General features: G+C 66.2%; 27 protein-coding genes and 1 tRNA gene. 14 read left to right on the top strand and 14 right to left on the bottom strand.

The annotated features are described in order from the left end of the window. Window positions 1–43 precede the first annotated feature (43 nt). On the bottom strand, window positions 44–331 hold the full coding sequence (locus M0R89_RS01115) for a PadR family transcriptional regulator (RefSeq protein WP_248650729.1): 288 nt from the start codon (window positions 329–331) through the stop codon (window positions 44–46). 168 nt (window positions 332–499) lie between these two features. Here M0R89_RS01115 and M0R89_RS01110 point away from each other — a divergent pair, with 168 nt between their 5' ends. Next, a complete protein-coding gene (locus M0R89_RS01110) occupies window positions 500–790 on the top strand; it encodes an amphi-Trp domain-containing protein (protein WP_248650728.1) in 291 nt (96 codons plus the stop codon). Between the two features lie 358 nt (window positions 791–1,148). Here the strand turns inward: M0R89_RS01110 and M0R89_RS01105 are convergent, their stop codons facing one another. From M0R89_RS01105 to M0R89_RS01090, 4 genes are all read right to left on the bottom strand, one after another. Next, complete coding sequence (locus tag M0R89_RS01105; RefSeq protein ID WP_202932593.1) at window positions 1,149–1,295, bottom strand: DUF8555 family protein; 147 nt, start codon at window positions 1,293–1,295, stop codon at window positions 1,149–1,151. A gap of 114 nt (window positions 1,296–1,409) precedes the next feature. Further along, complete coding sequence (locus tag M0R89_RS01100) at window positions 1,410–2,336, bottom strand: DUF1028 domain-containing protein (RefSeq protein WP_248650727.1); 927 nt, start codon at window positions 2,334–2,336, stop codon at window positions 1,410–1,412. A gap of 46 nt (window positions 2,337–2,382) precedes the next feature. After that, on the bottom strand, window positions 2,383–2,760 hold the full coding sequence (locus tag M0R89_RS01095; RefSeq protein ID WP_368408894.1) for a DUF7528 family protein: 378 nt from the start codon (window positions 2,758–2,760) through the stop codon (window positions 2,383–2,385). Window positions 2,761–2,959: 199 nt separating this feature from the next. Further along, window positions 2,960–3,211: a hypothetical protein gene (locus M0R89_RS01090; protein WP_248650725.1), complete on the bottom strand. Its 252-nt coding sequence runs from the start codon at window positions 3,209–3,211 to the stop codon at window positions 2,960–2,962. Window positions 3,212–3,407: 196 nt separating this feature from the next. Here M0R89_RS01090 and M0R89_RS01085 point away from each other — a divergent pair, with 196 nt between their 5' ends. After that, a complete protein-coding gene (locus tag M0R89_RS01085; protein WP_248650724.1) occupies window positions 3,408–4,181 on the top strand; it encodes a DUF7117 family protein in 774 nt (257 codons plus the stop codon). Window positions 4,182–4,201: 20 nt separating this feature from the next. Here the strand turns inward: M0R89_RS01085 and lipP1 are convergent, their stop codons facing one another. From lipP1 to glyA, 3 genes are all read right to left on the bottom strand, one after another. Continuing rightward, window positions 4,202–5,143 (bottom strand): LipP1 family hormone-sensitive lipase, encoded by a 942-nt coding sequence (gene lipP1, locus M0R89_RS01080; protein WP_248650723.1) that lies wholly within the window; start codon window positions 5,141–5,143, stop codon window positions 4,202–4,204. 134 nt (window positions 5,144–5,277) lie between these two features. Further along, window positions 5,278–6,171, bottom strand: a complete 894-nt coding sequence (locus M0R89_RS01075; protein WP_248650722.1) for a bifunctional methylenetetrahydrofolate dehydrogenase/methenyltetrahydrofolate cyclohydrolase — start codon at window positions 6,169–6,171, stop codon at window positions 5,278–5,280. A gap of 210 nt (window positions 6,172–6,381) precedes the next feature. Further along, entirely contained in the window at window positions 6,382–7,629 is a 1,248-nt protein-coding gene (gene glyA / locus M0R89_RS01070; protein ID WP_248650721.1) for a serine hydroxymethyltransferase, read from the bottom strand. Window positions 7,630–7,732: 103 nt separating this feature from the next. On the opposite strand from glyA, the gene M0R89_RS01065 reads away from it, so the two are divergent. From M0R89_RS01065 to M0R89_RS01045, 5 genes are all read left to right on the top strand, one after another. Further along, window positions 7,733–9,850 carry a hypothetical protein gene (locus M0R89_RS01065; protein ID WP_248650720.1) on the top strand — a complete coding sequence of 706 codons (2,118 nt, stop codon included), beginning with the start codon at window positions 7,733–7,735 and terminating at the stop codon, window positions 9,848–9,850. A gap of 445 nt (window positions 9,851–10,295) precedes the next feature. After that, entirely contained in the window at window positions 10,296–11,120 is an 825-nt protein-coding gene (gene tbsP / locus M0R89_RS01060; protein ID WP_248650719.1) for a transcriptional regulator TbsP, read from the top strand. Window positions 11,121–11,201: 81 nt separating this feature from the next. Then, window positions 11,202–13,010, top strand: a complete 1,809-nt coding sequence (locus M0R89_RS01055; protein WP_248650718.1) for a YcaO-like family protein — start codon at window positions 11,202–11,204, stop codon at window positions 13,008–13,010. 90 nt (window positions 13,011–13,100) lie between these two features. Next, the gene (locus tag M0R89_RS01050) at window positions 13,101–14,045 is read left to right on the top strand and encodes a hypothetical protein (protein WP_248650717.1); all 945 of its coding nucleotides are present in this window, start codon (window positions 13,101–13,103) and stop codon (window positions 14,043–14,045) included. A 141-nt stretch (window positions 14,046–14,186) separates the two neighbouring features. Beyond that, on the top strand, window positions 14,187–14,360 hold the full coding sequence (locus tag M0R89_RS01045; RefSeq protein WP_248650716.1) for a zf-TFIIB domain-containing protein: 174 nt from the start codon (window positions 14,187–14,189) through the stop codon (window positions 14,358–14,360). Window positions 14,361–14,369: 9 nt separating this feature from the next. On the opposite strand, the gene M0R89_RS01040 is transcribed toward M0R89_RS01045, so the two are convergent. The 3 genes from M0R89_RS01040 to M0R89_RS01030 form a co-directional block, all read right to left on the bottom strand. Then, window positions 14,370–15,497: a DUF63 family protein gene (locus M0R89_RS01040; protein ID WP_248650715.1), complete on the bottom strand. Its 1,128-nt coding sequence runs from the start codon at window positions 15,495–15,497 to the stop codon at window positions 14,370–14,372. 124 nt (window positions 15,498–15,621) lie between these two features. Continuing rightward, entirely contained in the window at window positions 15,622–16,086 is a 465-nt protein-coding gene (locus M0R89_RS01035) for an Lrp/AsnC family transcriptional regulator (RefSeq protein WP_248650714.1), read from the bottom strand. A gap of 93 nt (window positions 16,087–16,179) precedes the next feature. Beyond that, window positions 16,180–16,974 (bottom strand): inositol monophosphatase family protein, encoded by a 795-nt coding sequence (locus tag M0R89_RS01030; protein WP_248650713.1) that lies wholly within the window; start codon window positions 16,972–16,974, stop codon window positions 16,180–16,182. A gap of 269 nt (window positions 16,975–17,243) precedes the next feature. On the opposite strand from M0R89_RS01030, the gene M0R89_RS01025 reads away from it, so the two are divergent. Together M0R89_RS01025 and M0R89_RS01020 are read left to right on the top strand one after the other, a co-directional pair. After that, window positions 17,244–17,328: transfer RNA gene (locus tag M0R89_RS01025), tRNA-Leu, on the top strand. A 346-nt stretch (window positions 17,329–17,674) separates the two neighbouring features. Further along, window positions 17,675–17,929: a hypothetical protein gene (locus M0R89_RS01020; protein ID WP_248650712.1), complete on the top strand. Its 255-nt coding sequence runs from the start codon at window positions 17,675–17,677 to the stop codon at window positions 17,927–17,929. A gap of 51 nt (window positions 17,930–17,980) precedes the next feature. Here M0R89_RS01020 and M0R89_RS01015 read toward each other — a convergent pair whose 3' ends face one another. Further along, on the bottom strand, window positions 17,981–18,760 hold the full coding sequence (locus M0R89_RS01015; protein WP_248650711.1) for a PHP domain-containing protein: 780 nt from the start codon (window positions 18,758–18,760) through the stop codon (window positions 17,981–17,983). Between the two features lie 78 nt (window positions 18,761–18,838). Between M0R89_RS01015 and M0R89_RS01010 the strand changes: the two genes are divergently transcribed. From M0R89_RS01010 to M0R89_RS01000, 3 genes are all read left to right on the top strand, one after another. Further along, the gene (locus M0R89_RS01010) at window positions 18,839–19,324 is read left to right on the top strand and encodes a DUF309 domain-containing protein (RefSeq protein ID WP_248650710.1); all 486 of its coding nucleotides are present in this window, start codon (window positions 18,839–18,841) and stop codon (window positions 19,322–19,324) included. A gap of 169 nt (window positions 19,325–19,493) precedes the next feature. After that, entirely contained in the window at window positions 19,494–20,195 is a 702-nt protein-coding gene (locus tag M0R89_RS01005) for a DUF7344 domain-containing protein (protein WP_248650709.1), read from the top strand. Between the two features lie 157 nt (window positions 20,196–20,352). Beyond that, on the top strand, window positions 20,353–21,150 hold the full coding sequence (locus M0R89_RS01000) for a M14 family metallopeptidase (protein WP_248650708.1): 798 nt from the start codon (window positions 20,353–20,355) through the stop codon (window positions 21,148–21,150). A 195-nt stretch (window positions 21,151–21,345) separates the two neighbouring features. Here M0R89_RS01000 and psmA read toward each other — a convergent pair whose 3' ends face one another. Together psmA and M0R89_RS00990 are read right to left on the bottom strand one after the other, a co-directional pair. After that, on the bottom strand, window positions 21,346–22,107 hold the full coding sequence (gene psmA / locus M0R89_RS00995) for an archaeal proteasome endopeptidase complex subunit alpha (protein WP_248650707.1): 762 nt from the start codon (window positions 22,105–22,107) through the stop codon (window positions 21,346–21,348). A 4-nt stretch (window positions 22,108–22,111) separates the two neighbouring features. After that, window positions 22,112–22,591 (bottom strand): Rpp14/Pop5 family protein, encoded by a 480-nt coding sequence (locus M0R89_RS00990; RefSeq protein ID WP_248650706.1) that lies wholly within the window; start codon window positions 22,589–22,591, stop codon window positions 22,112–22,114. 225 nt (window positions 22,592–22,816) lie between these two features. Here M0R89_RS00990 and M0R89_RS00985 point away from each other — a divergent pair, with 225 nt between their 5' ends. Beyond that, window positions 22,817–23,212, top strand: coding sequence for a hypothetical protein (locus M0R89_RS00985; protein WP_248650705.1), 396 nt, complete (start codon window positions 22,817–22,819; stop codon window positions 23,210–23,212). 267 nt (window positions 23,213–23,479) lie between these two features. Further along, window positions 23,480–24,652, top strand: a complete 1,173-nt coding sequence (locus M0R89_RS00980) for a BMP family lipoprotein (RefSeq protein WP_368408848.1) — start codon at window positions 23,480–23,482, stop codon at window positions 24,650–24,652. Window positions 24,653–24,694: the final 42 nt, after the last annotated feature.

Genomic DNA, 24,694 nt, shown 5'->3' with positions numbered 1-24,694 from the left:
TGGCGGGCGGACCGACCGCGGCGTTCACGGCCTGCGAGCGGTGTCAGGCTTCGACGCTCAGTTCGATGTACTGGGACTCCCACTCGCGGCGGGCCTCGATTTCTCGGTCGCCTCGGCGGGTCAGCGTGTAGAAGTTGGTCCGTCGGTCGCGCTGGCCCTTCTCGACTAACCCCTTGTCCACGAGCGTATCGAGGTTCGGGTAGAGTCGGCCGTGGTGAATCTCCTTCTCGTAGTAGTTCTCCAGTTCGTCCTTGATAGCGAGTCCGTGCGGTTCGTCTAGCCCCGCGATGACGTACAGCAAGTCGCGCTGGAAACCTGTCAGGTCGTGCATGAGTAACGTACCAGCTAGGACGCCGACGAAAATGAAGATAACGGCCCTTCGTGGCCGACTCTCGGCGTGTAACCGTCCCGGTACGTCGGCGTCGGGCCCCGAGTCCGCGGAAATCGGACCGGTACGCTCGACAGCGAACTTATCCGCGCCGACCCCGTACGTGTCTCCATGCCAGAAGAAGTGCTGTTCAAAACCGAGCGACGCATGAGTCAGAGCGACGTGGCCGCCTACTTCCGGACCGTCGCCGAAAAATTGGAGTCGGGCGAGGACCTCACGCTGTCGGCGGGCGACCAGTCGGTGACGCTCTCGCCGCCCGCGCAACCGACCTTCGAGGTGAAAGCCGAACGCGAGACGCCCGGCGGCGGCGGGCCGGGCGAACTCAGCGTCGAGTTCGAACTGGAGTGGGACGAGGACGGCGGGTCGGAGAGCGGCGCGGACGACTCGTTCGAAATCGAGTAGGTCCCGACGCGCGACGCTCCTCGGCGATTCTGCGTGCGGGGAGCATCTCTCGAACGAGAGCGGCGCCTGTCGAGTATCGAATCACTGGAAATGGATACGGCCACTGCTCTCGAACTCGTAAACACTCGAAAGCGAATATGGAAAGGAAAGCGGAACACGCGGGGGTGAAAAAGCCCCGCGAACCGCTTGCCGCCCTGAATTGGTCCCCGCTGACGCTTCGGCCCTCCAAGCGAAGCGTCACCTGAACCAAAACGCCGTAACAACTTAAACCTAACGCCGCCGGAACGCTGTACCGGTACCCGGCTGAAACACCAGTTTCAGAACCGTGGAGGCGAAATTTTTAAATTTGTTAGACGGGCTAAATGTGTTCCTCCTCCAGAACCCACCCGAGCGCCCGCTTGTAGTACGTGAACATTTGTCTGACTCCCTCGTGGCGCATGTCCTCGTCTTCGAGGTGCTCCTTCAGGAACTCGTACTGCTCGCGGATTTCCTCCTCGTCTCTCATGTAGCGTGCGTTGGGTTTCGTGCGTAATGAGTTCGGCGGGAACGACGTTCGGGTTGTCCTGCGTTCGTAGACCGTGGAACGGCGTCGTCCGGAGAGTCCCCGACCGACGGGCGATTACTTCCGGTCCAAGCGCGACAGGCCGTGCCAGAGGGCGTCCACCATGCGGTCCTCGCCCGTTCCCTCGGCGTCGGCCCACCCGCGGGCGAGCGCGTCCTCGACGACCCCGAGGTCGTGGTTCTCGAAGTTGTTCATCCCGCGGAACGCTTCGAGGGCGTCTCGCTCGGTCTCGCCGAACGTCTCGGTCGGTTCGTCGTCGTAGAACCCGAGGTCCGCGAGCGTCGCGGTGACCGCGCTGGCGGTCTCGCCGGATAGCTTCCGCACGTCGTCGGGTTCCTCGCGTTCCAGCAGGGTCACGTCGTAGAGTTTGAACACGCGTTCGAGTTCGTCGATGGGTGCCTCGTGGTCGTCCACGCGTACGTCTATCCAGCGGTCGTTCTTGCCGTCGTAGCCGCCCTCGGGCTTGACGACGTAGAGCGCCGCGCTCTGTTCGCCGCGCTTGTCGCCGCCCGCCTCGTTACCCGCGTGGAGCGCGGCGACGAGTCGCTCCGGGAGGCCGCCCTCCGTGTCCCGATAGGCGTCCTCCATCGCGTCGAGGGTCGCCTCGTTCTCGAGGATGTTGCCCTGCACGGTGTAGTTCTCACCCTGCCGGTCGCCCGCGAACTCGAAGCACTCCTCGCCCGTGAACGCCGCGACGGAACCGTCCCGGCCGACGACGCCGACCTGTCGCTGGGCCGCCTCGGGGTCGTCGTCGGTCAGTTCCTCGACGACCTCCTCGGCCGACTTCCCCTCGCGCAGGAGGTCGAGACCGTCCGGGCCGTAGGCGACGTTGGCGAAGCTCTGGGTGGCGATGGCTCCGGCGTCGGCGCTGGCGAACGGGACCACGGAGCCGACGCTGACGAACTTCGACTGGACCGCCACGCCGACCGCTTCGGTCTCGGGGTCGCGCGCGACGATGGAGAACGTGGAAGGTCGCGGTTGCATGTCCGGGTCGAGGGCCGCCCGGCCGAAAAGCGTTCGCCCGGCGGTATCAGTGTCCGGTTTCACCCCCGGCGCTCGAACCGGCGTCGTCGTTCTTGCTCGCCGTGAGGGGCTGGCGCTTCGACAGTCCGCACTCGAACGCGGGATGCTCCGCGAAGTGGTGGACCAGCACGTGCCTGCGCCCGCCGGTCAGCCCCGACCGCTCGACGTCGGCGGCGGTGAACTCCGCGGGCAGGTCGTCGTAGAGTCGCCGGAGCGCGGCGAAACTCTCGAACACCTTGCGGTGGCCCGCCGACTCGGCCTGCCGTCGCTCCACGACGTAACTGCCGTCCTCGCGGTGGGTCCCGACCGTGCGTACGAACTCCCGGCGCTCGGTCAGCGCCTCGCCGAGCGCCGCGCGTAACTGGTCGGCCTCGGCTCTGCTCAGTTCGTGGGTCTCGCCCGCGACGGTTACGGCGACCGGAAGGCCGGAGTCAGAAGGGTGGTCACGTTCGGCGGCGAATTTCTCGACCAGCCGCCGACTGGCGACTTACTCTATCCTCGGGTGCCTCGGAGAGGCCGTGACTCGACATAGCATCAGTCCATAGCGGGAGCGACCGCTTAAAACTCAGGGTCGGACGACCGACTCACCGCTCGGCGGCGATGAGCGCGGCCACGACGACGTTGTACATGACCAGTCCCGCCAACACCGCCCCGAGCGAGAGACCGACGACCACCAGTCCGACCACGATTCCGTCGCCTGGTTCGCGCGCGACCACCACCGCCGTCGCGGACAGCGACAGGAGCAGGACGCTAAGGTGGACGCCGTACTCCCGCCAGAAGTCCTCCGAGACCGGGACTCGGAACTCGAGAGGTCGGGGTTGGTCGCCCGCTTCCATGGCTCGTCTGTCGCCCGTATATGGTATAAGTTTTGAGGTATTTCCGCGAACTCTCGACGTATCGACGCCGACACGCCCGGTATTCTCGAATACCGTCGAACGCGCCGGTTTAGGGTATCCCAACCGAGGGGGTGGACGCGACGGCGAGAGGTCCGAGAGCGACCGTATTTTGTGTCGCCGCGACCAAGTCGTTTGCATGAAAGTTCGCGGCCAGCGCGAGTGCAAGGACTGCGGCGCGCGGTGGTCCTACTACGAGACGGGGAGCGTCGAGTGCCCGGACTGCGGGAGTCTCCGGAGCGTCGGCGTCGACGAGGAGCGCAGTCTCCACACCGACACCCCGGTCGAGTTCGACCTGACCGAAGTCCGGGAGGACGTCGGCGTCCGGCCGCTCAGGGAAGTCGCCGACCGGGCGGGCGACCTCGCCGGCGAGTACGTCCGCAAGCGCGGGTTCGTCCGCGGCGGCGACCTCCGACCGCTGGACGACACCTACCTCGCCGCCCAAGAACTCCGCCACGCCGCCGACGTGGTGGGTCGCGGCCTCGACCTGAGCGACGACGAGGAGTGGTACTTCCTCGCGCTCCTCCGGGGCGCGGACGCCGACCCCGAGACCGACCCGGAGACCGACTCGCGACCCGCGCCCGACGAGGTGCCCGCGTCGATGCACCCCATTCGAGGGTTGGCCTACGCCGACGCGGTGGCGGAGTACCGGCGCGAGATGGCCGACTGGGCGGACGAGCGCGACTCGGACGAACGCGACTCGGAGGAGACGGAGGGAGACCGCGAGCAGGGCCGGGACGCGCTCGAAACCCTCGGCGATCACGTCAAGCGCGTGCAGGCACTGGAGGGCGACGTGGACGCCGACACCGCGGAACTGCTCGTGGCGGCGGCCCGCGACGTGAGTCGGTTCCTGCGCGAGAGCGACGACGACGCCCTCGCCAGCGCGCGCGACCGGTTCGGCCGACTGGCCTGAGCGCTCGCGCGACCGACTCGCTACTCGAACGACTCGCGCAGGTCCTCGCCGATGGCCTCGATGGCCTCGTGAGCGCGGTCGAGGTCCGCCGGGGCCTCGAGCATGTTCACGAAGCCGTGAATCATCCCCTCGTAGTTCCGGTGAGTCACGTCCACGCCCGCGTCTGCGAGCGCCTTGGCGTACGCCCGACCTTCGTCGCGCAGGGGGTCGAACCCCGCGGTGACGACCGTGGCCGGCGGGAGACCGGCGTGGTCGCACGCCTGTAGCGGGAAGGCGTAGGGGTTGCGCGCGTCGAGGTCGCTCTCGAAGAACTGGTCGCCGAACCACGCCATCTCCGACCGGGTGAGCAGGTAGCCCTCGTCGTTCTCCGCGACCGAGGGCCAGTCGTCGCGGGCGCTGGTCGCCGGGTATATCAGCACCTGCCGGTCGACGTCGGGACCGCCGCGGTCCCGGGCCACGAGCGCCGCGACGGCCGCGAGGTTGCCGCCCGCGCTGTCGCCGCCGACTGCGAGTCGGTCGGCGTCGACGCCGATTTCGTCGCCGTTCTCCGCGACCCACTCGACCGCGGCCACGGCGTCCTCGGTCGGCTCCGGGAAGGGGTGTTCAGGCGCGAGTCGGTAGTCCACCGAGACCACCGCGCAGTCCGCGGCGTTGGTCAGGTGGCGACAGACCGAGTCGTGACTGTCGACGCTCCCGACGACCCATCCGCCGCCGTGGAAGTAGACGAGAACCGGGTGCGGACCCTCGACGTCGGGGCGGTAAACCCGAATCGGCAGGTCGCCGCCGGGACCGGGTATCGTTCGGTCGGTCACGTCGCCGACTTCCTCGGACGACTCGCCCGCCCGGAGTTTCTCGAACATCGCCCGGGCCTCCTCGGGGTCGAGCGTCGAGAGGTCGGGCGCGCCCAACTGTTCGAGTCGGTCGAGTAGCGCCTGTACCTGCGGATGCGGTTCGGAAGCCATACGCTCCGCTTTCTCGCCGACCGGTAAAAATATGGGTCTAACCAACAAGCCACAAGGTTGGCATCGTTTCACAAAATACGAGACCGCGGTGAGGCGTTCGGCCGACCGAGCGGAGAGACGGTATCGGGGCGAACTCAGGGCAGGTCCACGGCCACGCCCTCCTGCCGTCCCGCGGCCTTGACCGCGTTGTAGAGCAGCATCGCCCGAGTCATCGGGCCGACGCCGCCGGGGACCGGCGTGATGGCGCTGGCCTTCTCCTTGGCGCTCTCGAAGTCCACGTCGCCGACGAGTTCGTAGCCCTTCTCGTTGTCGGCGTCCACGCGGTTGACCCCCACGTCGACGACCGTCGTCCCCTCCGAGAGCATCGACCCGTCGACGAGTTCGGGGACGCCGCAGGCCGCGACGACGACGTCCGCCTGCCGGGTCTTCGCGGCGAGGTCGTCGGTTCGAGAGTGACACACCGTCACGGTCGCGTTGCCGTCTCGGGCCTTCTGGACGAGCAGGTTGGCCAGCGGCTTGCCGACGATGTTCGACCGCCCGACGACGGTCACGTCCGCGCCCTCGGTCTCGACGCCCGCCGACTCCAGTAGTTTCTGGACGCCGTGAGGCGTGCAGGGCCGATATCGGGGGTGGCCCGCGACGAGTCGGCCGACGTTCTCGGGGTGAAAGCCGTCCACGTCCTTCTCGGGGTCGATAGCCCGGAGGACTCGCCGCTCGTCGACGTGGTCCGGGACTGGCATCTGGACGAGGATGCCGTGGACCTCGGGGTCGTCGTTGAGGTCCGCGACCGTTTCGAGCAGTTCCTCCTCGGGGGCCTCGGGGTCCAACTCGACGTGGATGCCCTCGATGCCGACCTCCTCGCAGTCGCGCTGTTTCATCGAGACGTAGGTCTCGCTCGCGGGGTCGTCGCTCATCAGTACGGTCGCGAGTCCGACTTCGACGCCCTCGTCGGCCAGCGTCTCGATGCCGTCTCGGAGGTCGGCGCGGATTCGCTCGGCGACGGCGTCGCCGTCGATTACCTCTGTCATTACCCGAAGGTGGAACGTCGAGCGCCTTCAACCCTCGGGTTCGTGCGTATTTTCTGTCCTCGACTGTCTATTTGATACACGTACTTGCATCAAACGCCGACCGACGGAGCCGTCCGCTGCGCTTCGATAGCGTAGTATTAACCGGATGCGTGATAAGAAAAGAGAGCATACCGGAGTTAATTCTCCGTTACCGCGAGGGCGAAGCTCGCCCTACTCGTACAGCGCGTTGGCGTCGCAGAGTTCCTGAACCTCCTCGGCGACTTCGGCCTTCACGTCCTCGTCGTCCACGTTGTTTACCACGCGTGCGATGAGGTCGCCGACGTACCGGCAGTCCTCCTCGTCGAATCCCCGCGTCGTCAGGGCGGGCGTCCCGGCCCGGATGCCCGACGTGACGAACGGCGAGCGGGTTTCGCCCGGCACCGTGTTGGCGTTCAGCACGATTCCGACGTCTTCGAGCGCCTCCTCGGCGTCTTTGCCGGTCACGTCCTCGTGGGACTCCCGGAGGTCGACCAGCACGAGGTGGGTGTCGGTGCCGCCCGAGACCAGTCCGAAGCCGTGGTCCTGCAGGCTCTCGCCGAGCGCCTTGGCGTTTTCGACGGTCTGGGACGCGTACTCCTCGAATTCCGGCTGAAGCGCCTCCTCGAAGCCGACCGCTTTGCCCGCGATGTTGTGCATCAGCGGCCCGCCCTGCATCCCCGGAATCACCGCGGAGTCCACGTCGTCGGCGTACTCCTCGTCGCAGAGGACCATCCCGCCTCGGCCCGCGCGGATGGTCTTGTGGGTCGACCCGGTCACGAAGTCGGCAACGCCGACCGGAGAGGGGTGTTCGCCCGCCGCGACCAGCCCCGTGATGTGAGCCATGTCCGCGAGGTGGTAGGCGTCCACCGCGTCGGCGGCCTCCTGAATCGTCTCCCACTCGACCTCTCGGGGGTAGGCCGAGTAACCCGAGACGACGATGTCGGGGTCGAACTCCTCTGCGTGGTCGCGCAGGGCCTCGTAGTCGAGGTAGCCGGTCTCGGGGTCCACTTCGTACTGTTCGACCTCGTACAGTTGCCCGGTGAAGTTGGCGTGGTGGCCGTGGCTGAGGTGGCCGCCGTGGGTCAGGTCGAGCGAGAGAATCTTGTCGCCGGGTTCGAGCATGGCGAAGTAGACCGCCATGTTCGCCTGCGTGCCCGAGTGGGGCTGGACGTTGACGTGTTCGGCACCCCACAGCTCCTTCGCGCGCTCGATGGCCAACTCCTCGACGGTGTCGACGTGTTCGCACCCGCCGTAGTACCGCGAACCGGGGTAGCCCTCGGCGTACTTGTTGGTGAAGACGCTCCCTTGGGCCTCCATCACGGCCTCGCTGACGTGATTCTCGCTGGCGATCATCTCCAAGGTGTCGCGCTGGCGCTCTACTTCGGCTTCCAGAGCGTCTGCTACCTCGCGGTCGACGTCGCGGACGCGGTCGTACTCCATACAAAAAATCGGTGCATCCCGGAGTATAAGCTTACCTTTCGCGGGGGCACTACCGGGCGACAAAAATATAAAGTCCCGGTGAGACACGTTGTACAACGCCGACATGATCGAGTGGGAGGAGACGAGTTCTGGGTTGCGGGTGTTCGACCGTACGAAGACGGAGGTGTGTATCGAGGCGAGAGACTGGGACACCGCGAGTGGAGGCTACGACGTGGACCGTCCCCTCGACGAGACGGTATCGGGGTACGTCTCGGAACTGAAACTCCCCGCGGCGCTCGTGAAGGTCGTCAGTCTCGACTCTGGCGGGGAATACAAGCACGGCGGCGACGCCGACCCCCTCGACCTCTCGCACGGCGAGTATCTGTTCAATATCAATCTCAACGTCAAGACCTACCTGCGCTTCTCGGGGGCCGCCACGGTGTCGAAGACCGACGACTACAACGAACTTCACGTCTCGTTCCCGGACCCGACGCTCGTCACCTTCGGCTTTCGGAGCCACCACGAGGAACCGGTCGACACGGTGACGGTGCCGCCGACGCCCGACGGCTTGGCGACCGCAGTCACGTACCTCTCGTCGTCGCACAAGGTCGCGGGGCCCGACCGGTCGTACCCGACGCTTCGGGGACATCCGCCCCGCGTCGAACTCGGCGGGGAGACCGAGATTCCGGACCCGGTTCGAGCGGAGCGATTCGACGCGGGCATCGAGTTTGCCGTCCCCGACGACTTCGAGTACGCCTTCGTCGCGGCCCCGCTCGCCTACTACCTACAGGCCGAGATGACCGTCGAGGACCGGCGCTCGCCCGTGCTTCGCGCACCCGAGGCCGACGTCGAGTACCGGTTCACCCCGCTTCCCGGCTTCCAGCACGAGGTTGCCGACCTGCTCCGGCGCGTGTTCTTCCTCGACTGCCTCGTCCGGAACGCAGGCGAGTACAGCTGGGACCTCGCGGAACTATCGCTACTGGACGCAGTGGAAATCGACGCCGAAGCGACCTACGAGTCCACTCCCGCCGAACAACTCGCGACGTACCTCGACGCACCCTACGAGCGCATCGACGACGAGTTGCCGGAGTGGCACCTCGCGATGCACGTCGAACCGCGCGCGGACAACGTCACGTCGCTTCCGTACCTTCTCAACAATCTCAGCCTCGTCTACCTCCCCGAATCGACTGACTTGGAGAAGGACGAACTGCTGAACAAGTCGATAGACGACTTCTATCGCGCGGGCGACCCGGACGCGCGACGCCCGGAGGCCACTACATCGAAGGCGGCCGCCGGCATGACCCGAAAAGGACCCGGCCCGGTCAAATCCGTCGACAGACGCGACCCGGTCCTCCACGAGGGGAGAGTCAACGGATGGCTCGCCGACGGCGTGCCCATCGACGTGTTCAAAGCCGTCCCCGAAGCCTACGAGAACCGATTCAAGTATCTGAACCGGGGCGACGACGACATCGATGTGACCGTCATTCTCAACGACGACGAGATGGCCGACGAACACGAGACGGTCGCCGAAATCTACGATGAACGCGCCGAGGAACTCCCCATCGACGTTACGGTCCACGAGTCCCTCTCGAAGGCCGAACTCGCCGACGTGTTCGAGTCGTCCCACGACTTCGTCCACTACATCGGCCACTGCGAGGAGGACGGTCTGCGGTGTCGAAACGGCAACCTCTCGGTGGCGACCATCGAGGAGAGCAACGTCCAGACGTTCTTCCTGAACGCCTGTGGTTCCTACTACGAGGGCAGGGACCTCGTGGAAAAAGGAAGCGTCGCGGGTGCGGTAACGTTCACGAAAGTCCTCAACAAGCAGGCCGCGAAGGTCGGCGTGGCGTTCTCGCGACTGTTGATGCACGGCTACGACATCGCACACGCAATTCAACTCGCCCGTCGGCGTATCATGATGGGCAAAGACTACGCTGTCGTCGGCGACGGAACGCACCAGCTTACACAGTGTGACAATCGATTTCCGATTATCGCCACGCTCGAAGAGTCGGGCGACCTCTACGAAGTGGAGTACACGGCCCTTTCGATACCGAACATCGGTAGTATCTACGAAGTGTACGTAAAAGGCGAAGAGCAACCACAGATTCAGGGCTCGAAGACAACCTTCACGCTGAATCAGGAAGAACTCCTCTCGTTTCTGAGACGCGCAAAGGCGCCGTTCGTGTACGACGGCGACCTAATTTGGTCGGAGGAGCTCTCCGACCGCATTCGAAGTTCTTAGGGGCCGGCCGACCCACCAGCCGAATCTTGAATGGTAATCAGGTAAGTACTCCCTGCCGCCATTGCGTACGCTGCGTCCATCGCTCGCGGATTCTCCATGATCCACTGTCGAATCTTACCTCGCATAGCTTGTTTCTTGTTAGAGTGGACCACTACTTTATTGTTTTGTATCTTTCATACGTGAGTAAACAGCGAATAACTCGCGAAACCCCTCGTTAAACCTAACGGCCGACGTTCCGAATCTGATACGGAGACCGAGAACCGCGTCTCAGTCTGTCGATTTCGGCCGAAGGTGTTATTTGGGCTGTACGAAGCCGTGGAACCCAAAACCGACCTGGGGATTCGTTTAGAATTGTCCGACTTGCCCTTATGTGTTCTCGGATAATCCGTGATTTCCCCCCGTTACTAACGTTAAAATTAAGTAGGGGTAAAACGTTTGTCGGTACATGGAGACCGAATCGAATTTACTGGACCAGGAAATAGCCGAAATCCTTCGGACGGTCATCGACGAAGCGCCCGAGACGATGCTCGTCGTCAACCCGTCGAAGGACGCCATCGAGGAACTGATCAACGTCGCCACCGAGTACGAGGGCGACCTGCCGGAACTGCGCATGCTCGCGCAGTCGGGCACGCTGAAAGACGTAATGGAGGACTTCATCGTCGCCAGTAACGCGGCGGACCTCATCGACGCGGGGTCGCTCTCGCTGCGCACCACCGACGAGGTTCCGAGCAACTCCCTGCTCGTCACCGACGAAGTCGTCATCGCGCTCGTGACCGCCGACGACCGCGTCGGTGGCCTCACCGCCGACGACGAGGAGTTCGTCGCGGAAGCCTACGACTCGTACTCCGAGCAGTTCGACTCGGCCGACGAGTTCTCGCTCCGCACGCCGCCGCTCTCGCGCGTCCGCGACACGCTCGGCGAGGAAATCAGCCCCGACGCGCAGAACGACTTCGACGAGGTACTGTCCTCGATGGAGACCGCGCGTGGTGACGGCGACGGACTCGACGAAGTCACCATCAGCCTGCTCGTCGCCGCGAAGAACGAGGCCCTGCTGTACGACATCAGCAAGTGGGGCGAGGACGTCGGCATCGCCAGCAAGGCGACGTTCTCCCGGACGAAGACGAAGCTCGAAGACATGGGTCTCATCGGCACCGAGAAGGTGCCCATCGACGTCGGCCGCCCGCGACTGCGCCTGAAGCTGGCCAACGACGAACTCCGCAACGCGGACACCGACCAGCTCGCCAGTGCGGCCCAGAGCCTCCTGAACTGACCCCGAACTCGTCACTTTCTCGCGCGGTAGCCCCCGAGCGATAGCACCGCGTTTTTCCGGTCTCCGTCCGTCGGTGTCGCCATGAACGGACCGACAGTCGGACTCGTCGGCGCGGGTCCGGCAATCGACGCCGTGAGGGCCGCGCTCGGCGATACGGGAGCCGAGACCGCCGAGTGTGACCCGGACCGAGTCGCAACTGTGGACTTCGCGGTGGTCGTCGGTTCCGCCGCCGACCACTCCGACGCACGGTTCGCCGAGGCGAACCGCGCGGCCCGCGAGGGAGGGACGCCGTGGCTCGCGGTCGAACTCGGCGGGGTCGGCGGTCACGCTCTCGGAATCGACGCCGCGGTCTCGGGGTACGCGCCGGGGACCGCGTGCTGGCACTGCCTCCGGACGCGCGTCGCCGCGAATCTGGACGACGAGCGCGAGGACTCTCCGGAGGCCGACCCCGACCCGGCGAGCGCGCGCTTCGCGGGCGCACTCGCCGGGCGCGAGGCCGCGACCCTCCTCTCGGGCGGCGAGTCGGCCGTCCTCGGCGGCGTCGCGGAGGTTCCGCACGGCGAGCGGAACTTGCTCCCGGTGCCGGGTTGCGAGGTCTGCGACGGCGAATCGGACGCCGGCCTCCGTCTCGCGTCGTCGCTCGACCGCGAGTACGCCGACACCGAGTTGGAGGACGCGCTCTCGCGGGCCGAGCGAGCGGTGGACGAGCGCGTCGGCGTCGTCTCGGCCATCGGCGAGGCCGAATCGTTCCCCGCGCCCTACTACCTCGCGGAACTCGCCGACACGACGGAGTTCAGCGACGCGCAGGCCGCCGAGCAGGCCGCCGGCGTCGCCGACGACTGGAACGCGGCGCTGATGAAGGCGCTCGGCGAGGCGCTCGAACGCTACGCCGCGGGCGTCTACCGGACCGAGGGGTTCGAGACGGCGCGCGCGGCCGACCTCGATTCGGCAGTGAGTCCCGCGGCGTTCGTCCGGCCCGAGGGGTGGACCGACGCGAATTCGGACGAGCGACTGGCGTGGGCGGAGGGCCGGAACCTCCACACCGGCGATTCGGCTCACCTGCCCGCGGAGTTCGTCCACTTCCCGCCGCCCGAGGTCCGCCACAAGCCCTCCATCACGACCGGTCTCGGTCTCGGCAACTCGACCGACGAGGCCCTGCTCGCGGGTCTCTACGAGGTCATCGAGCGCGACGCGACCATGCTCTCGTGGTACTCGACGTTCGAACCGCTCGAACTCGCCGTCGAGGACGAGCGGTTCGACGCGCTCGAAGCGCGGGCGCGCGCCGAGGACCTGTCGGTCACGCCCCTGCTGGTCACGCAGGACGTAGACGTGCCGGTGGTCGCCGTCGCCGTCCACCGCGAGGGCGAGTGGCCCCAGTTCGCGGTCGGGTCCGACGCCGACCTCGACCCGGCGGCCGCGGCCGCGTCGGCGCTCGGCGAGGCGCTCCAGAACTGGATGGAGCTGCGCTCGATGGGCAACGACGACGCCGCGGACGCCGACGACCAGAACTCGTCGAGCGGTGCGTCGTCGGCGTACGACGCCGACGGCGCCATCGGTCGGTACGCCGACTTCCCCGCCGCCGCCCGCGAGTTCGTCGCGACCGAGACCGCGATTCCCGCCGCGAGCGTCGGCCCGGCCGACCCGCCGGCGGGCGGGGCCGAACTCGACGCCGTCCTCGACCGCCTCGCCGACGCCGACCTGTCGGCCTACGCCGCGCGCCTGACGACGCGCGACGTCGAGCGACTGGGCTTCGAGGCGGTCCGGGTGCTCGTTCCCGCGGCCCAACCGCTGTTCACCGGCGAGTCGTTCTTCGGCGAACGCGCCCGCGAGGTCCCGGCTGAGTTGGGGTTCGAGTTTCGCCCCGACCGCGACCTGCATCCGTACCCCTGACCGCGTCTGGCGTCCCGCGCGGCGGTCCGGTGGCGGCAATCCGACCCGGAATCGCAACCCACTAGGCGGGTCGCCGGTCTACGGACGGGCGTGTACGCGCCGACTCGTCTCGCTGGCTACGCCGTACTGTTGCTCACACCTATCGCACTGCTCGCCGGCGCGCTCTTCACCGGCGGCGTCTCGCCCGCCGTCCTCGGTCTCGAAGGCGGAGTGGTCCTCGCGGGCGGCGTCGCGGCGGCGACCGAACGCGAACGCGCGCTCGAAGCGCCGGACGCCCGCGAACTCGAACGCGGGGACCTCCTCGACGCGCTCGCAGTCCTCGTCGCGGCGGTCGTTACCTACTGGCTGAGCGTCGGCGCGGGTCTGGGACCGGTCGTCGCCTCGGCGCTCGTCGGACTGGTCGCGGGCGTCGCCGCGCCGGAAGTCGGCGTCCCGGCCTACTGCGGGTCGTTCGTCGGCATGGCGTCGCCCGCGGTCTTCCCGTCGACGGGACACCTCGCAGTGGCCGGTCTCGTCTCGGGAGTCGCGTTCGTCGCCGCCGACGGCGCGTTCGACGGCTTCGGGGGTAAGTTGGGGACGCTCGCGCTGTTCGGTTGTGCCACGACCGCCGCGCTGACCGGCGCGGACTTCGCGGCCGGGAGCGCCTTCGCGTGGGCCGACGCGACCCTCTTCGTCCCGGTCGCGGTCGCTGCCGCCGTCGCGACGGTCGCCCTGAGCGTCCGCCTCGACCTCGGCGGAGTGGTCGGGTCGGCGCTCGTCGGTCTGGTCGCGGGTCTGGGCTTCTCCGCGATTCCGGTCGGTCCGGGCGAGACGCTGGCCGCGGTCGCGTTCTGCGCGTCGTTCGTCGGCATGACCTCGTCGGAGCGACTCGACGGCGAGGCGAGAGTCGCGCTCGCCGGCGCGGTGTGCGGTCTGGTCTTCGTCGCGGTCGCGGCCGCGTTCTCGGGAGCGGGCGGGAAGTTGGGGACCGTCGCGTTCGTCTCCTGCGTCACGACCGCCGGCGCGGAGAGACTTCTCGCTCAGATGCGGTCGTGATGAACGCCGACCCACCGACTCGCTGAGCGAGTTCGGATACCGGTCTGGGAGGGCGCACAAGCAAGGGTTTTATGTCTCGGTCCGTCGTTCGTGCTAAGGTATGACAGCATTTTCACCGACCGATTATTCGGGGGTGCAGGTATGACGTCGGAGTACGACCTCGACTGCGCCGTCTGTGGCACGTCGCTGACCCGGCGCGAGGTGGCGGGGGACGCGCTCGGGGTCGGCGCGTCGGAGTCGCTGGAGGTCGCGGAGTGTCCCGACTGCGGGGGTCGGTACTTCCCGGAGGAGACGTTAGAACGACTCGAAAACTGAACCTCGTTTTCAGATGCCGAACGTCGCCCGGAGCATGTCCCGCGTGCCGGGACCGAGTCCGACCGCGACGATGGCCACGAGCAGGAGGACGGCGTAGCGCGGACTCTCCTCGAAGATTGCCTCGTCGAACACCCAGACGACGAACACCGCGGCCACGATTTTCACCAGCAGGAAGGGCCACGCGGTGCCGACGAGGGCCACGACCGGTTCGGGGAACTGCTCGCCGACGCCGATGAGCGCGCGGTTCACGGGGTGTTTGGGAACGAGGTCGGCGGGCAGGCCGAGTTCGTTCGCCCAGTCGATGCCGACGACGTTCGCCACGCCGTCGACCGCGTGCGCCCAGATGACGACGAGACCCATCCGGCCCGTCCCCTCGTTGACCTCCGGCGCGTAGCGCTCCACGCCCGCCCACGTGAGCCACGTCACGAGCGTCGCGCCGACGAGGACGACGACCGAAATCTGGGGGAAGAAGTTCACGGTGTCGGTCGTGAACGCGAGGACGACCAGATAGCCCACCGCGACCACCAGCAGGGTCGTGCCGATGCCCGCGAGCGGGTAGTAGTAGCTGTCGGTCGTCTCGGAGTCGCTGAGCCAGACGCTCGCCAGCAGGGCCGCCAGCGTGATGGCGAACATCGTGAAGTAGATGACCGGGCTGATGATGAGGGTGTTCCACGGGAACGAGATGGCGGCCTCGGCGGCGTCGAGACCGTCGAAGGCGTCCTCGACGACCCGGAGCGCGCCGCCGAACAGCATGTAGGGGAACAGCGCGTAGAACATGCCGCGGTCCTGTCCGACCCCGAGACGCCGGAGTAGGAAGACGACGCCCAGTAGCATCAGCAGCATCGTGAGCGCGTAGCCGACCTCGGAGACCAGCGTGTAGCCGGGGTACGCGACCGGTTCCGCCGCGGCCGCACAGGCGCTTGCGTCGTAGAGGAAACTCACAGAACCGTCGGCGTAGGCCGCACACTGCGCGCTCTTGGCGTCGGCGACGACCGGCCCCCAGAAGTAGTGCCAGACGAATCCGTAGTAGACGCGCTCCGGGAAGAGGAGAACGCCGCCGACGAGCGCGGCCAACAGCGCGGCGACCGTCCCGCCCCAGAGGCGTTCCGAGTCCATGTCCTCGGTTACGGTGCTCATGTTTTCCAAGGCGCAAGCCGACGGTTTTACGGTTCCGGTCTCGGCCGTCGAGACGGAAGTCCCGTCCGGTGGGTCGGTCGTCGCGACGCTCGCTCCGTCGGGTCGCCGTCGCGCCGCGCGGTCCTCAGACCTCGCTACCGTCGATTGGTAACTCCTCGGTCTCGTAGGGAGTGTCGAGGATGACCATCGTCTGGGAGCGCGCGAAGCCGTCCATCTGGGCGATGTTCTCGAACATGAGTTCCCGGAGGCGGTCGGCGTCCTCGGCGTACACCCGCATCAGCACGTCCCACGAACCGGTCGTGAGGTGGACCTCCTGCACGCCGTCGATGTCTTCGAGGCGACCGAGGGTGTTCTGCTCTTGGCCCTGCTCGACCTGCAGACCGACGACCGCCGAGATGCCGTACTCGAGCGCCTTCGGGTTCACTTTCGCGTGGTAGCCCTCGATGACGCCGGCCTCCTCCATTCGGTTGACGCGGTCGTGGACGGTCGCGCTGGACATGTCGATGCGGCGCGCAATCTCGCTGAACGGGGTTCTCGCGTTCTCCTGTAACGCTTCCAAGATTTCGCGGTCGGTATCGTCGAGTTCCATGTCCTACACCAGATTCTTTCAGACTAAATATCCTTAGAATTCACTTCGCCGAAAACGGGGTAATTACGTTCTCAGATGAACGACACAATTCGCTCAGTCGACGTTTCGAAGGGCGGCGACCAGTTCGTCGTGGGCCTCGCCGTTCGAGGCGACGAGGCTCTCGGAGTCGTGTCGCCACGGGTCGCCGTGGCGGTCGGTGACGGTTCCGTCGGCCCGCCGGACCATGTGAACGCCGGCCACGGTGTCCCAGGGGTTCGGGTCCACGTTCGTCACCGCGCCCTCCAGCGAACCGGCCGCGACCATCCCGAGGGTCACCTGCGCCGACCCGAACCGCCGGATGTCGGCGAACCGTTCGACCAGTTCCCGGCAGACCGCGGCATACTCGTCGCGCCGGTCGAACCCCCACCAGATGGTCGGCGCGACCGCGAACGTCTCGGGGTCGGTCCGCTCGCTGACCGAGACGGGGTCGCCGTCGCGCCAGACGCCGTCGGGACCCGCGACGTACGTCTCGCCCAGCGCGGGGCAGTCGTTGACCGCCGCCACGGGTTCGCCGTCCCGGACCGCCGCAACGCTGGTCGTCCAGACCGGAATCGACCGGACGTAGTTGTTCGTGCCGTCGATGGGGTCGATGACCCACGCGTCGCCCTCGTCGGGCACCTCCTTGAGTTCGTCTTCCTCCTCGCCGACGATGGCGTCGTCGGGGTACTCCTCGCGGACGACCTCGATGATTCGGCGCTGAGTCCGGCGGTCGGCCTCGGTCACCACGTCGGTCTTGCCCGATTTGGTCTCCACCTCGATGTCCGCTCGAAAGCTCTCGGCGGCGACTTTGCTTCCGGCGCTCGCGGCGCGCTTCGCCACTGCGAGACGCTCGTCGGCGTCGTCGGTCATGTTTCCGTGGTCGGCCGTCCCGGGAAAAGCCCTGTCGGTTCACTGGCTCTGGGGATTCCGAGAGCAGATAGTCACGCGAGAAGACCGTCCACATCGGCGCAGGTCGGCGGGTGTCGCGAGCAACGCGAACGACTGTCCGCCACCTCTCGCGGTCGTCACGCGAACCGTCGCCCGACCCGAACCGTCCCGTCCGACACCGTAGGAGGTTTATATACCCGCCGTTTTAGAGAGAAACGCCAGGCGCGAACCCCGAAGACGAGCGACCGCGCGCGAGGGTAGCCAAGCCTGGCCAACGGCGGCGGACTCAAGATCCGCTCCCGTAGGGGTCCAAGGGTTCGAATCCCTTCCCTCGCACTCGCGGCGTGGCTACGCCACGTTCAAAAGTGCAGGAAGACCGCTTCGGAGCGTTCTTCCCTCGCAAAAACTGACGGCCCACGCGGGCCCTCGCACCACTTCTGACGGGACACCGATTCGGGAATGGATACGCTCTTACTATCGTCGCCGGTAGAACGTCCACTGTACTGATTTCGTTTTAGAAAGCCCCCGCGCTCGACGGCCGTCTGCTCCACGAAGCGGTTGCCGGTGGTTAGTGTCACGGTGCGCCCGCCACCGCTGGTGCTGTCGAGGAGTGCTCCGTGAGAGTGTCCAGTAGACCGACCCACGTCAAGAGCTAACTACGTGCGGACCGTGAACGAGGGCGATGCACTGGGAACGACGGCGGGACCTCGAAGGCGGCAAGGAACTCGGCATCTGGCTACTGGTCGACGACGACGGCAACGTCGAGCGCGAACTCTACGTCGAGAGCCACGAGTACCGCGGCGGGAACTTCGACGTGTACACGACCGGCGGCGACGACGAGTGGAACCACGAGGGGGAGTTCGACACCAGCGAAGCGGCCTTCGAGCGTGCGCTCGACGTTCTGGAAGCCAGTTCGAACTCGGTAGAAGACGAGTGACGGAGTTACCGAACCAACAGGTTTTCGAGCGACCGACGGCCGAGTCCGAGGTCAGTCGAACAACCGAATCGGTTCCGCCTCTCGCTCGGCGAAGTGCTCGTCCAACGCGCGCTTCCGCTGGTGAATCTCGTCGGGTTCGTGCGAGTCCGACCCGGCGACGAACTCGACGCCTCGTTCTCGGAGCGCCGCCCAGAACTCCGGTTCGGGGTGGAACTCGCCGTAGTCCCGGAGGGCGCGCCCGGCGTTGATTTCGGGGACCGTCCGCGAGCGACCGAGCGCGTCGGCGAGCATCTCGTGGTGGTCGGGGGTAGTGTAGCCGCGGAGTTCCGGCGTGCGCTCGGGCAGGTCGACGTGGGCCGCGATGGCGAACAGTTCCGACTCCACGAGGTCGGCGAGTCGCTCGTAGTAGTCGTCCACGAAGGCGCGGCGCTCGCGCTCCGACAGGTCGGCGAAGGGCGCGCTCCGCTGGACGTTGGTCCCCTCGACGCGGTGGACGCTCCCGATGGCGTAGTCGAAGTCCGCCTCGTCCAGAAACGCCGCGATTTCGGACTCGTCCTGCGGGTCGTAGTCGAGTTCGACCGCGTCGAAGACTCGGAGGTCGTACTGGTCGCGCAGCGACTCGATGGCCTCCCGGCGGAGCGGGTAGGTCCGGTCCAAGTTGATGCCGTACTCGCGCTTGCCGGTCCGGAGACTCTCGCGGTCGGAGACGTTACAGTGGTCGGCGAACCCGACCGCCCGGAGTCCCGCCTCCTCGGCGGCGGCGAGCATCCGGGGCATCTGGGTGCCGTCCGAGTAGTTCGAGTGGACGTGGTAGTCGTGGACGACGGACACGGTCGCAATTCGACCCGAATCGGCGTATCTGTTGTGGTCTCCGACGACGTTACACGGCTTCGGACCGACGTGGCTCACATGGACGAGCACACTCGCGACGCGTCAGTCGGGCCGCCCCGCGTGGGCAACCCCACCGGATGGCTCCCCGCGGAGGGTCGGTGGGAACACGACACGCTCCGGCGAGCGACGGTCCACGGCGTTCGACTGTTCAACGCCGCCGAGTTCCACGAATCCCACGACTGCTTCGAGGACGAGTGGTACAACTACGGGAGCGCCACGACCGAGAGCAAGTTCCTCCACGGGATGGTGCAGGTCGCGGCGGGCGCGTACAAGCACTTCGACTTCGAGGACGACGGCGGGATGCGGTCGCTGTTCGAGACGGCGCTCCAGTACCTCCACGGTGTCCCCCGCGACTACTACGGCGTGGACGTGCTGGACGTGCGCGAAACGATGACCCGGGCGCTCGACGACCCGACCGCCCTGGAGGGGTGGCAAATCGCGCTCGACGACTCGCTGCCGACCGCCGACGCCTCCGACTTCGCCTACGCCGAGTCGCTGGAGTGACGCCCGACAGACGGCCACGACCCGGCCGCCCTCTCCCGATTCCCGTAGTACAACTCGGAATTCCCACGTGTAATCAAGGAGAATCGACAACTTATATAGACGCCGCGTCGTTCGTTCAACCAGAGCGGACACTAACTGCTCGCACGACACCCCGGAAGGAGGTCACGACATGACAACCACCGACTCTCGCCGAGACACGGCGGACGCCCGACCGTACAGCCCCGAACGCGACGCTTCGCTCGACGCCACCTTCGACGCACTCGGGAACCGACACTGTCGGGTCCTGCTCCGGTATCTCGCCGACAGCGACGAGTCGCTCGTCGTGGACGACCTCGTAGACCTCCTCGCGAACGACGATACGGCGTCCGACGTCACGCCGACCGACGAGGACCGACTGCGCGCCCGACTCCACCACAACTACCTGCCGAAGTTGGACGACACGGACCTCGTGGAGTACGACGCCGACGGCGGACTCGTCACCTACTGCGACGACGGTCGGTTCGAGGCGGTGGCCGCGGCCGTCGATACGTTCGAGTCGGCCGACCGGCCCATTTCGATAGACACTCTGTTCGACCTGCTCGCGGACCGCCGCCGGCGCGAGGCGCTGGTGACGCTCCTGTCCCACGAGGACCTGTCACTGCCGGACCTCGCCGACGAGGTCGCGGTCGCCGAACGCGGCGAACCGCTCACGCGAATCGACGCCGACGAGGTGCTACAGGTCTACCTGTCGCTGTATCACACGCACGTCCCGAAACTCGCTCGCGACGGGTTAGTGGACTACGACCAAGAGGACGACTACGTCGCGCTGACCGACGCCGGTCACGCGCTCGAATCGACGATTCGGTCGCTGTGTGCTTCCGGTGACGGGTAACGTTTCGCCCCACCGAGCGACTGTCACTAGTGACTCTCCGGACACCGAGACGGGTTCGCTTCGATTGCTGTCGTTCGCGTATATTTCTGGCCGTTTCTCGACGCGCTCCGACTGAGAGTCGAAACGCTCAAGGCCACGCGTTGCCGCTTTTTTGCCGATGCGAATCGAGCAGTTGGGCGAGGGGACCCCCGAGATAGCCGTCGTCGCCGCGATTCACGGCGACGAACCCTGCGGCGTCCGGGCGATAGAGCGTCTCCTCGCAACGTCGCCGGCGGTCGAGCGTCCGGTCAAGTTCGTAATCGCGAACGAGGAGGCGCTGGACCGCGGAGTCAGGTACGTCGAAGAGGACTTGAATCGCGCGTTTCCCGGCGACCCCGACGCCGACACCCACGAGGGTCGACTCGCCGCCGCACTCGCCCAAGAGGTCCGCGACTGCACGACGCTCTCGCTCCACTCCACGCAGTCGTACGCCGAACCCTTCGCGCTGGTCGACACCGTCGACGCGGTCGCGCGCTCTATCTGTCCCTATCTGCCTGTCTCCGTGCTGGTCGAGACCGAGGTAGAGAGCGACGGTCGCCTCATCGAGTACCCCCACGTCCTCGAAGTCGAGTGCGGCCTGCAAGGCTCCGACGAGGCCGCAGACAACGCCGTGGACCTCGTCTACGGCTTCCTCGAAGCGACGGGCGCGCTCCCCGACGACGAACCGGTCGCGGGGTACGACCGCGGCGAGGTCGAGGTCTTCCGCCTCGGTCGCCCGGTACCGAAGGACGGCGGCGACCGCTTCGAGGTGTTCGCCGAGAACTTCGAGCGCGTGGCCGCCGGCGAGCGGTTCGCCGCGGTCGACGGTCGGGAACTGGTCGCCGACGAACCGTTTTACCCCGTCCTCATGTCGGCGTACGGCTACGAGAACGTCTTCGGCTACCGCGGTGAGCGCATCGGCGTCCTCGACGCCTGAGTTTCTCGCGGCGACTCTCGGAGTCTCTCGTGCAGTTTTCGACGAACTATCCTCGGCCGACCGGCGCGTTCTCCACTCGACTCGGTGTCCGTCCTCGTAACTCTCGGTGCTTCGACGAACTGCGCTCTACCGCCCGTAAAAATCCCGAAAACCGGCGTCTACCCAACTAGCGAAACCGCGGGAAAGAAGGGCCGTCTACTCCTCTTCCGGTTCGCTCTCGTCGCCGCCACCGAGCAGGCCGAGTTCGGAGAGATACTCCTCGGTCTCGTCGTTCGAGAGTTCGAGGAACTGCTCGGTCTCGGCGTCGACGGTCGCGATGCCGACGCCCTCGGGGCTGAGTTCGTCGTCGTTGACCGACCCGAGTGCGCGGAGCGCGAGTTCGATGCCGCCGTCGAGGTCCATCGCCTCGCTGTAGTTGTCTTCGAGGTACTCCTGAATTTCGCCGCGGTCCGCGCCGACGGCGAGGGCCTTCCACTCGTAGGGAGTGCCCGACGGGTCGGTCTCGTAGAGGCGCGGTTCCCCGTCCTCGATGCCGCCGATGATGAGCGCGACGCCGAACGGGCGCGCGCCGCCGACCTGCGTGTACTGCTGGATATGGTCGGTAACTTCCTTGGTCAGCGTCTCGACGCCGATTGGCTCGCCGTAGCGCAGGCGGTTGACCTGCGTCTGCTGGCGCGCGAAGTCGATTAGCTGGCGGGCGTCGGCGACGTGGCCCGCGGACGCGATGCCGATGTGGTCGTCGGCCTTGTGAATCTTCTCGACGCTGGTCCGCTCCATGAGTTCGGAGCGGATGCGCTTGTCCACCGCGAGTACGACGCCGCCTTCGGTGCGGATGCCGATACTCGCAGTGCCGCGTTTGACGGCCTCGCGGGCATATTCGACCTGGTAGAGCCGTCCGTCCGGGGAGAAGATGGTAATCCCACGGTCGTAGGCCTGCTGTTGGGCTTGTCCCTGCATAGTATCACTCGAAATCGAGTTCCGTCGCGCCCGCGAACGCGCCGTCGGTCCGCACGTCGAGGAGTCCGTCTCGCTCGACGGCCGACTGCTGGGCGTCCCCGAACACGACTTTTCTCTCGTCACGAATTTGGCCGTCTGCTCCTAAATACTTTTCTTCACAGGCACGGACCGTACCGCTTATACCGCTGACGCGTAGGCCTACGGGGTCGTTTCGAATTTCGTCCACGCAGGCGATAGCGGCCCGCGCCTCTTCGGCGTGGCCGTGGCGCGCCCGAACGATGGCTTCCCCGGAGCCCTCTCCGTATTCGAACTGGAGGACTTTCAGGTCGGCGTCGGCGCTCCCGGCGTCGCCCAGCAGGTTCTGGGCCGCGAACCAGACGCTCCGCTGGAAGTCCCGGCGGTCGAATTCGGCGTCGGGCCACGCTTCGAGTTCGACCGCGAGGTAGCGCCACCTCGGCCGGAGATGCTTCGGGAGGTGTTTCACGTTGCACCGATTTCGCCCGGAACCGGTTTGAAGGCAGTGATTCTCACGTGAGCGACTCCGTAGTCGAACGGGCGGGACGGAACACCGACCGCAATTCCTCAAGACTGCGCTCGCCGCGGAGCGGTACGACGCAACCATTTAGTTCCTACTTAAAGAAAAAGAAAATTTAATCTACTACTAGCCAGCAATTAATGTAAACATGTTTCCCTCCCAAGGTGAGCGTGCATGTCGCAGAAAGACAGCGACGTCAGTCGACGTACCGTCCTGAAGAAAGGCGCTGGCGCCGCGGCCGTCGCGGCCGGCGGTCTCGCGGCGACCAGCGGTTCCGCGTCCGCGGTGGACTACCGCTATCTCCGCGTTCAGGGCAAGGGTAGCTACCACATCCAGTTGTACGCGGACGACGTCGAAGTGACCGAGTACGGCGTCGAACTCCAACCTGTCAAGAGCTACGATACGACCGAGGGCACCCTCTGGGACCTCGAAGGCAAGGTCGACGGCGAGATTAACTCGACGCCCAACGACTACGCCCAGTTCAAGGTCTACGGCTTCGACGAGTTCGGTCCCCGAACGTGGGACGACGGCGTCGAGGTCTTCTACGCGGGCGACCAAGTGTCCGAGTAAGCATCGACTCCGCTGACCGACCGCCGCTTCGTTTTTTCCGACCCCGAGTCGCGAAGTCGCCCGACGTGACGGTTTCGGTCGTGCCGTCGACCAATCCGTCGGTTGATTCGGAATCCCCACGACGGCGTAGTGACTGTCTCAGGTCCGCGACGAGTCACGGTCAAACCGAGTGCCCTGAGCGCCCTGATACTTTATCACTCGCCGACGTGACTCAATTTTAAAAGGTAATTATTTACCCTCGTACAAGTTAACGTGTCTCGAAGAACCATGACGATGGGTGACACACACACGGGAGAGGACCGTACGTACAGACAGAAACTAACCGCGGGCGACGTGGACCGACGCGCCGTCCTCAGGTCGGGGGCCGCGCTCGTCGCCGGGACGGCGCTCGCCGGTTGTACCGGCGGACAAGAGGGCGGGACGACGACCGGAACGACGACCGACGGCGGGGGCGGAAGCGGTGAGCCGACGAACATCGCCATCATCTCTAGCCCCGCCGGATTCGGCGACGGCGCGTTCAACGACCTCGCCCTCCAAGGCCTCCAGAACGCCGCCGAGGAGTTCAACATCAACATCCAGCAGGTAGAGGAGACCGACCAGTCCCAGTACGGGACGGTCCAGTCGCGACTCGCCGAGAGCCAGAACCCCGACTACGACCTCATCGTGCTGGTCGGGTACAACCACACGCAGGCGCTCGAAACGAACGCCGCCCAGTACTCGGACCAGCGGTGGATGCTCATCAACGACTACGTGGACCAACCGAACGTCGCGGGCTACACGTGGGCCAACCACGAGATGTCGTTCCAAGCGGGCGTCCTGGCGGGCACGATGACGACCCGGAAACTCTCCCACGCGGGCAACTCGCTCACCCCGGACAACGCCACCGTCGGGTTCGTCGGCGGCGTCGACGGCGCACTCATCAACGCCTTCGAGCGCGCCTACAGGGCGGGGGCGAAGTGGGTCAACGACAGCGTGGACGTTCGCGTCGGCTACATCGGCAACTACACCGACACCCAGACCGCGAACAACATCGCCAGTTCGCAGTACGACGCGGGCGCCGACATCGTCTACCACGCCGCCGCGGCGGCCGGACAGGGCGTCTTTCAGGCCGCGAGCGACGCGAACCGGTTCGCCATCGGCGTGGACTCCGACCAGTCCAAGACGCTCCCGGACTATCAGGACGTCATCATGGGCTCGGCGGTCAAGTTCATCAACGAGGGGACGCGGGAAGTCGCCGCCGCCGTCGCACAGAACAACTGGAAGAGCGTCAACGGCCAGAACATCCTCGGACTCGAAGAGGACGCCGTCAAGGTGGTTCTCGGGCAAGCCGTCGGCCCGAAGCTCCCCGACGTCGTCAACCAGAACCTCTCGAAGTCCAAGCAAGCCATCGTGAACGGCGACGTGACGGTGCCGTGTACCGCCTCTGGCTGTCAGAACTGACTCGGCCACCTCGCCGTTATTTATGATACGGAAACACATACC

The sequence above is a fragment of the Halorussus limi genome, from assembly GCF_023238205.1.
Classification (GTDB): Archaea; Halobacteriota; Halobacteria; order Halobacteriales; family Haladaptataceae; genus Halorussus; species Halorussus limi.
Note: the sequence above shows the minus strand (reverse complement) of the source record. Positions and strands in the feature narration are given on the sequence as shown.

Excerpts from the sequence above, each read along its gene's own strand:
- M0R89_RS01115 (WP_248650729.1), bottom strand. The coding sequence starts at position 331 with ATGCACGACCTGACAGGTTTCCAGCGCGACTTGCTGTACGTCATCGCG.
- M0R89_RS01110 (WP_248650728.1), top strand. The coding sequence starts at position 500 with ATGCCAGAAGAAGTGCTGTTCAAAACCGAGCGACGCATGAGTCAGAGC.
- M0R89_RS01105 (WP_202932593.1), bottom strand. The coding sequence starts at position 1,295 with ATGAGAGACGAGGAGGAAATCCGCGAGCAGTACGAGTTCCTGAAGGAG.
- M0R89_RS01100 (WP_248650727.1), bottom strand. The coding sequence starts at position 2,336 with ATGCAACCGCGACCTTCCACGTTCTCCATCGTCGCGCGCGACCCCGAG.
- M0R89_RS01090 (WP_248650725.1), bottom strand. The coding sequence starts at position 3,211 with ATGGAAGCGGGCGACCAACCCCGACCTCTCGAGTTCCGAGTCCCGGTC.
- M0R89_RS01085 (WP_248650724.1), top strand. The coding sequence starts at position 3,408 with ATGAAAGTTCGCGGCCAGCGCGAGTGCAAGGACTGCGGCGCGCGGTGG.
- lipP1 (WP_248650723.1), bottom strand. The coding sequence starts at position 5,143 with ATGGCTTCCGAACCGCATCCGCAGGTACAGGCGCTACTCGACCGACTC.
- M0R89_RS01075 (WP_248650722.1), bottom strand. The coding sequence starts at position 6,171 with ATGACAGAGGTAATCGACGGCGACGCCGTCGCCGAGCGAATCCGCGCC.
- glyA (WP_248650721.1), bottom strand. The coding sequence starts at position 7,629 with ATGGAGTACGACCGCGTCCGCGACGTCGACCGCGAGGTAGCAGACGCT.
- M0R89_RS01065 (WP_248650720.1), top strand. The coding sequence starts at position 7,733 with ATGATCGAGTGGGAGGAGACGAGTTCTGGGTTGCGGGTGTTCGACCGT.
- tbsP (WP_248650719.1), top strand. The coding sequence starts at position 10,296 with ATGGAGACCGAATCGAATTTACTGGACCAGGAAATAGCCGAAATCCTT.
- M0R89_RS01055 (WP_248650718.1), top strand. The coding sequence starts at position 11,202 with ATGAACGGACCGACAGTCGGACTCGTCGGCGCGGGTCCGGCAATCGAC.
- M0R89_RS01045 (WP_248650716.1), top strand. The coding sequence starts at position 14,187 with ATGACGTCGGAGTACGACCTCGACTGCGCCGTCTGTGGCACGTCGCTG.
- M0R89_RS01040 (WP_248650715.1), bottom strand. The coding sequence starts at position 15,497 with ATGAGCACCGTAACCGAGGACATGGACTCGGAACGCCTCTGGGGCGGG.
- M0R89_RS01035 (WP_248650714.1), bottom strand. The coding sequence starts at position 16,086 with ATGGAACTCGACGATACCGACCGCGAAATCTTGGAAGCGTTACAGGAG.
- M0R89_RS01030 (WP_248650713.1), bottom strand. The coding sequence starts at position 16,974 with ATGACCGACGACGCCGACGAGCGTCTCGCAGTGGCGAAGCGCGCCGCG.
- M0R89_RS01020 (WP_248650712.1), top strand. The coding sequence starts at position 17,675 with ATGCACTGGGAACGACGGCGGGACCTCGAAGGCGGCAAGGAACTCGGC.
- M0R89_RS01010 (WP_248650710.1), top strand. The coding sequence starts at position 18,839 with ATGGACGAGCACACTCGCGACGCGTCAGTCGGGCCGCCCCGCGTGGGC.
- M0R89_RS01005 (WP_248650709.1), top strand. The coding sequence starts at position 19,494 with ATGACAACCACCGACTCTCGCCGAGACACGGCGGACGCCCGACCGTAC.
- M0R89_RS01000 (WP_248650708.1), top strand. The coding sequence starts at position 20,353 with ATGCGAATCGAGCAGTTGGGCGAGGGGACCCCCGAGATAGCCGTCGTC.
- psmA (WP_248650707.1), bottom strand. The coding sequence starts at position 22,107 with ATGCAGGGACAAGCCCAACAGCAGGCCTACGACCGTGGGATTACCATC.
- M0R89_RS00985 (WP_248650705.1), top strand. The coding sequence starts at position 22,817 with ATGTCGCAGAAAGACAGCGACGTCAGTCGACGTACCGTCCTGAAGAAA.
- M0R89_RS00980 (WP_368408848.1), top strand. The coding sequence starts at position 23,480 with ATGACGATGGGTGACACACACACGGGAGAGGACCGTACGTACAGACAG.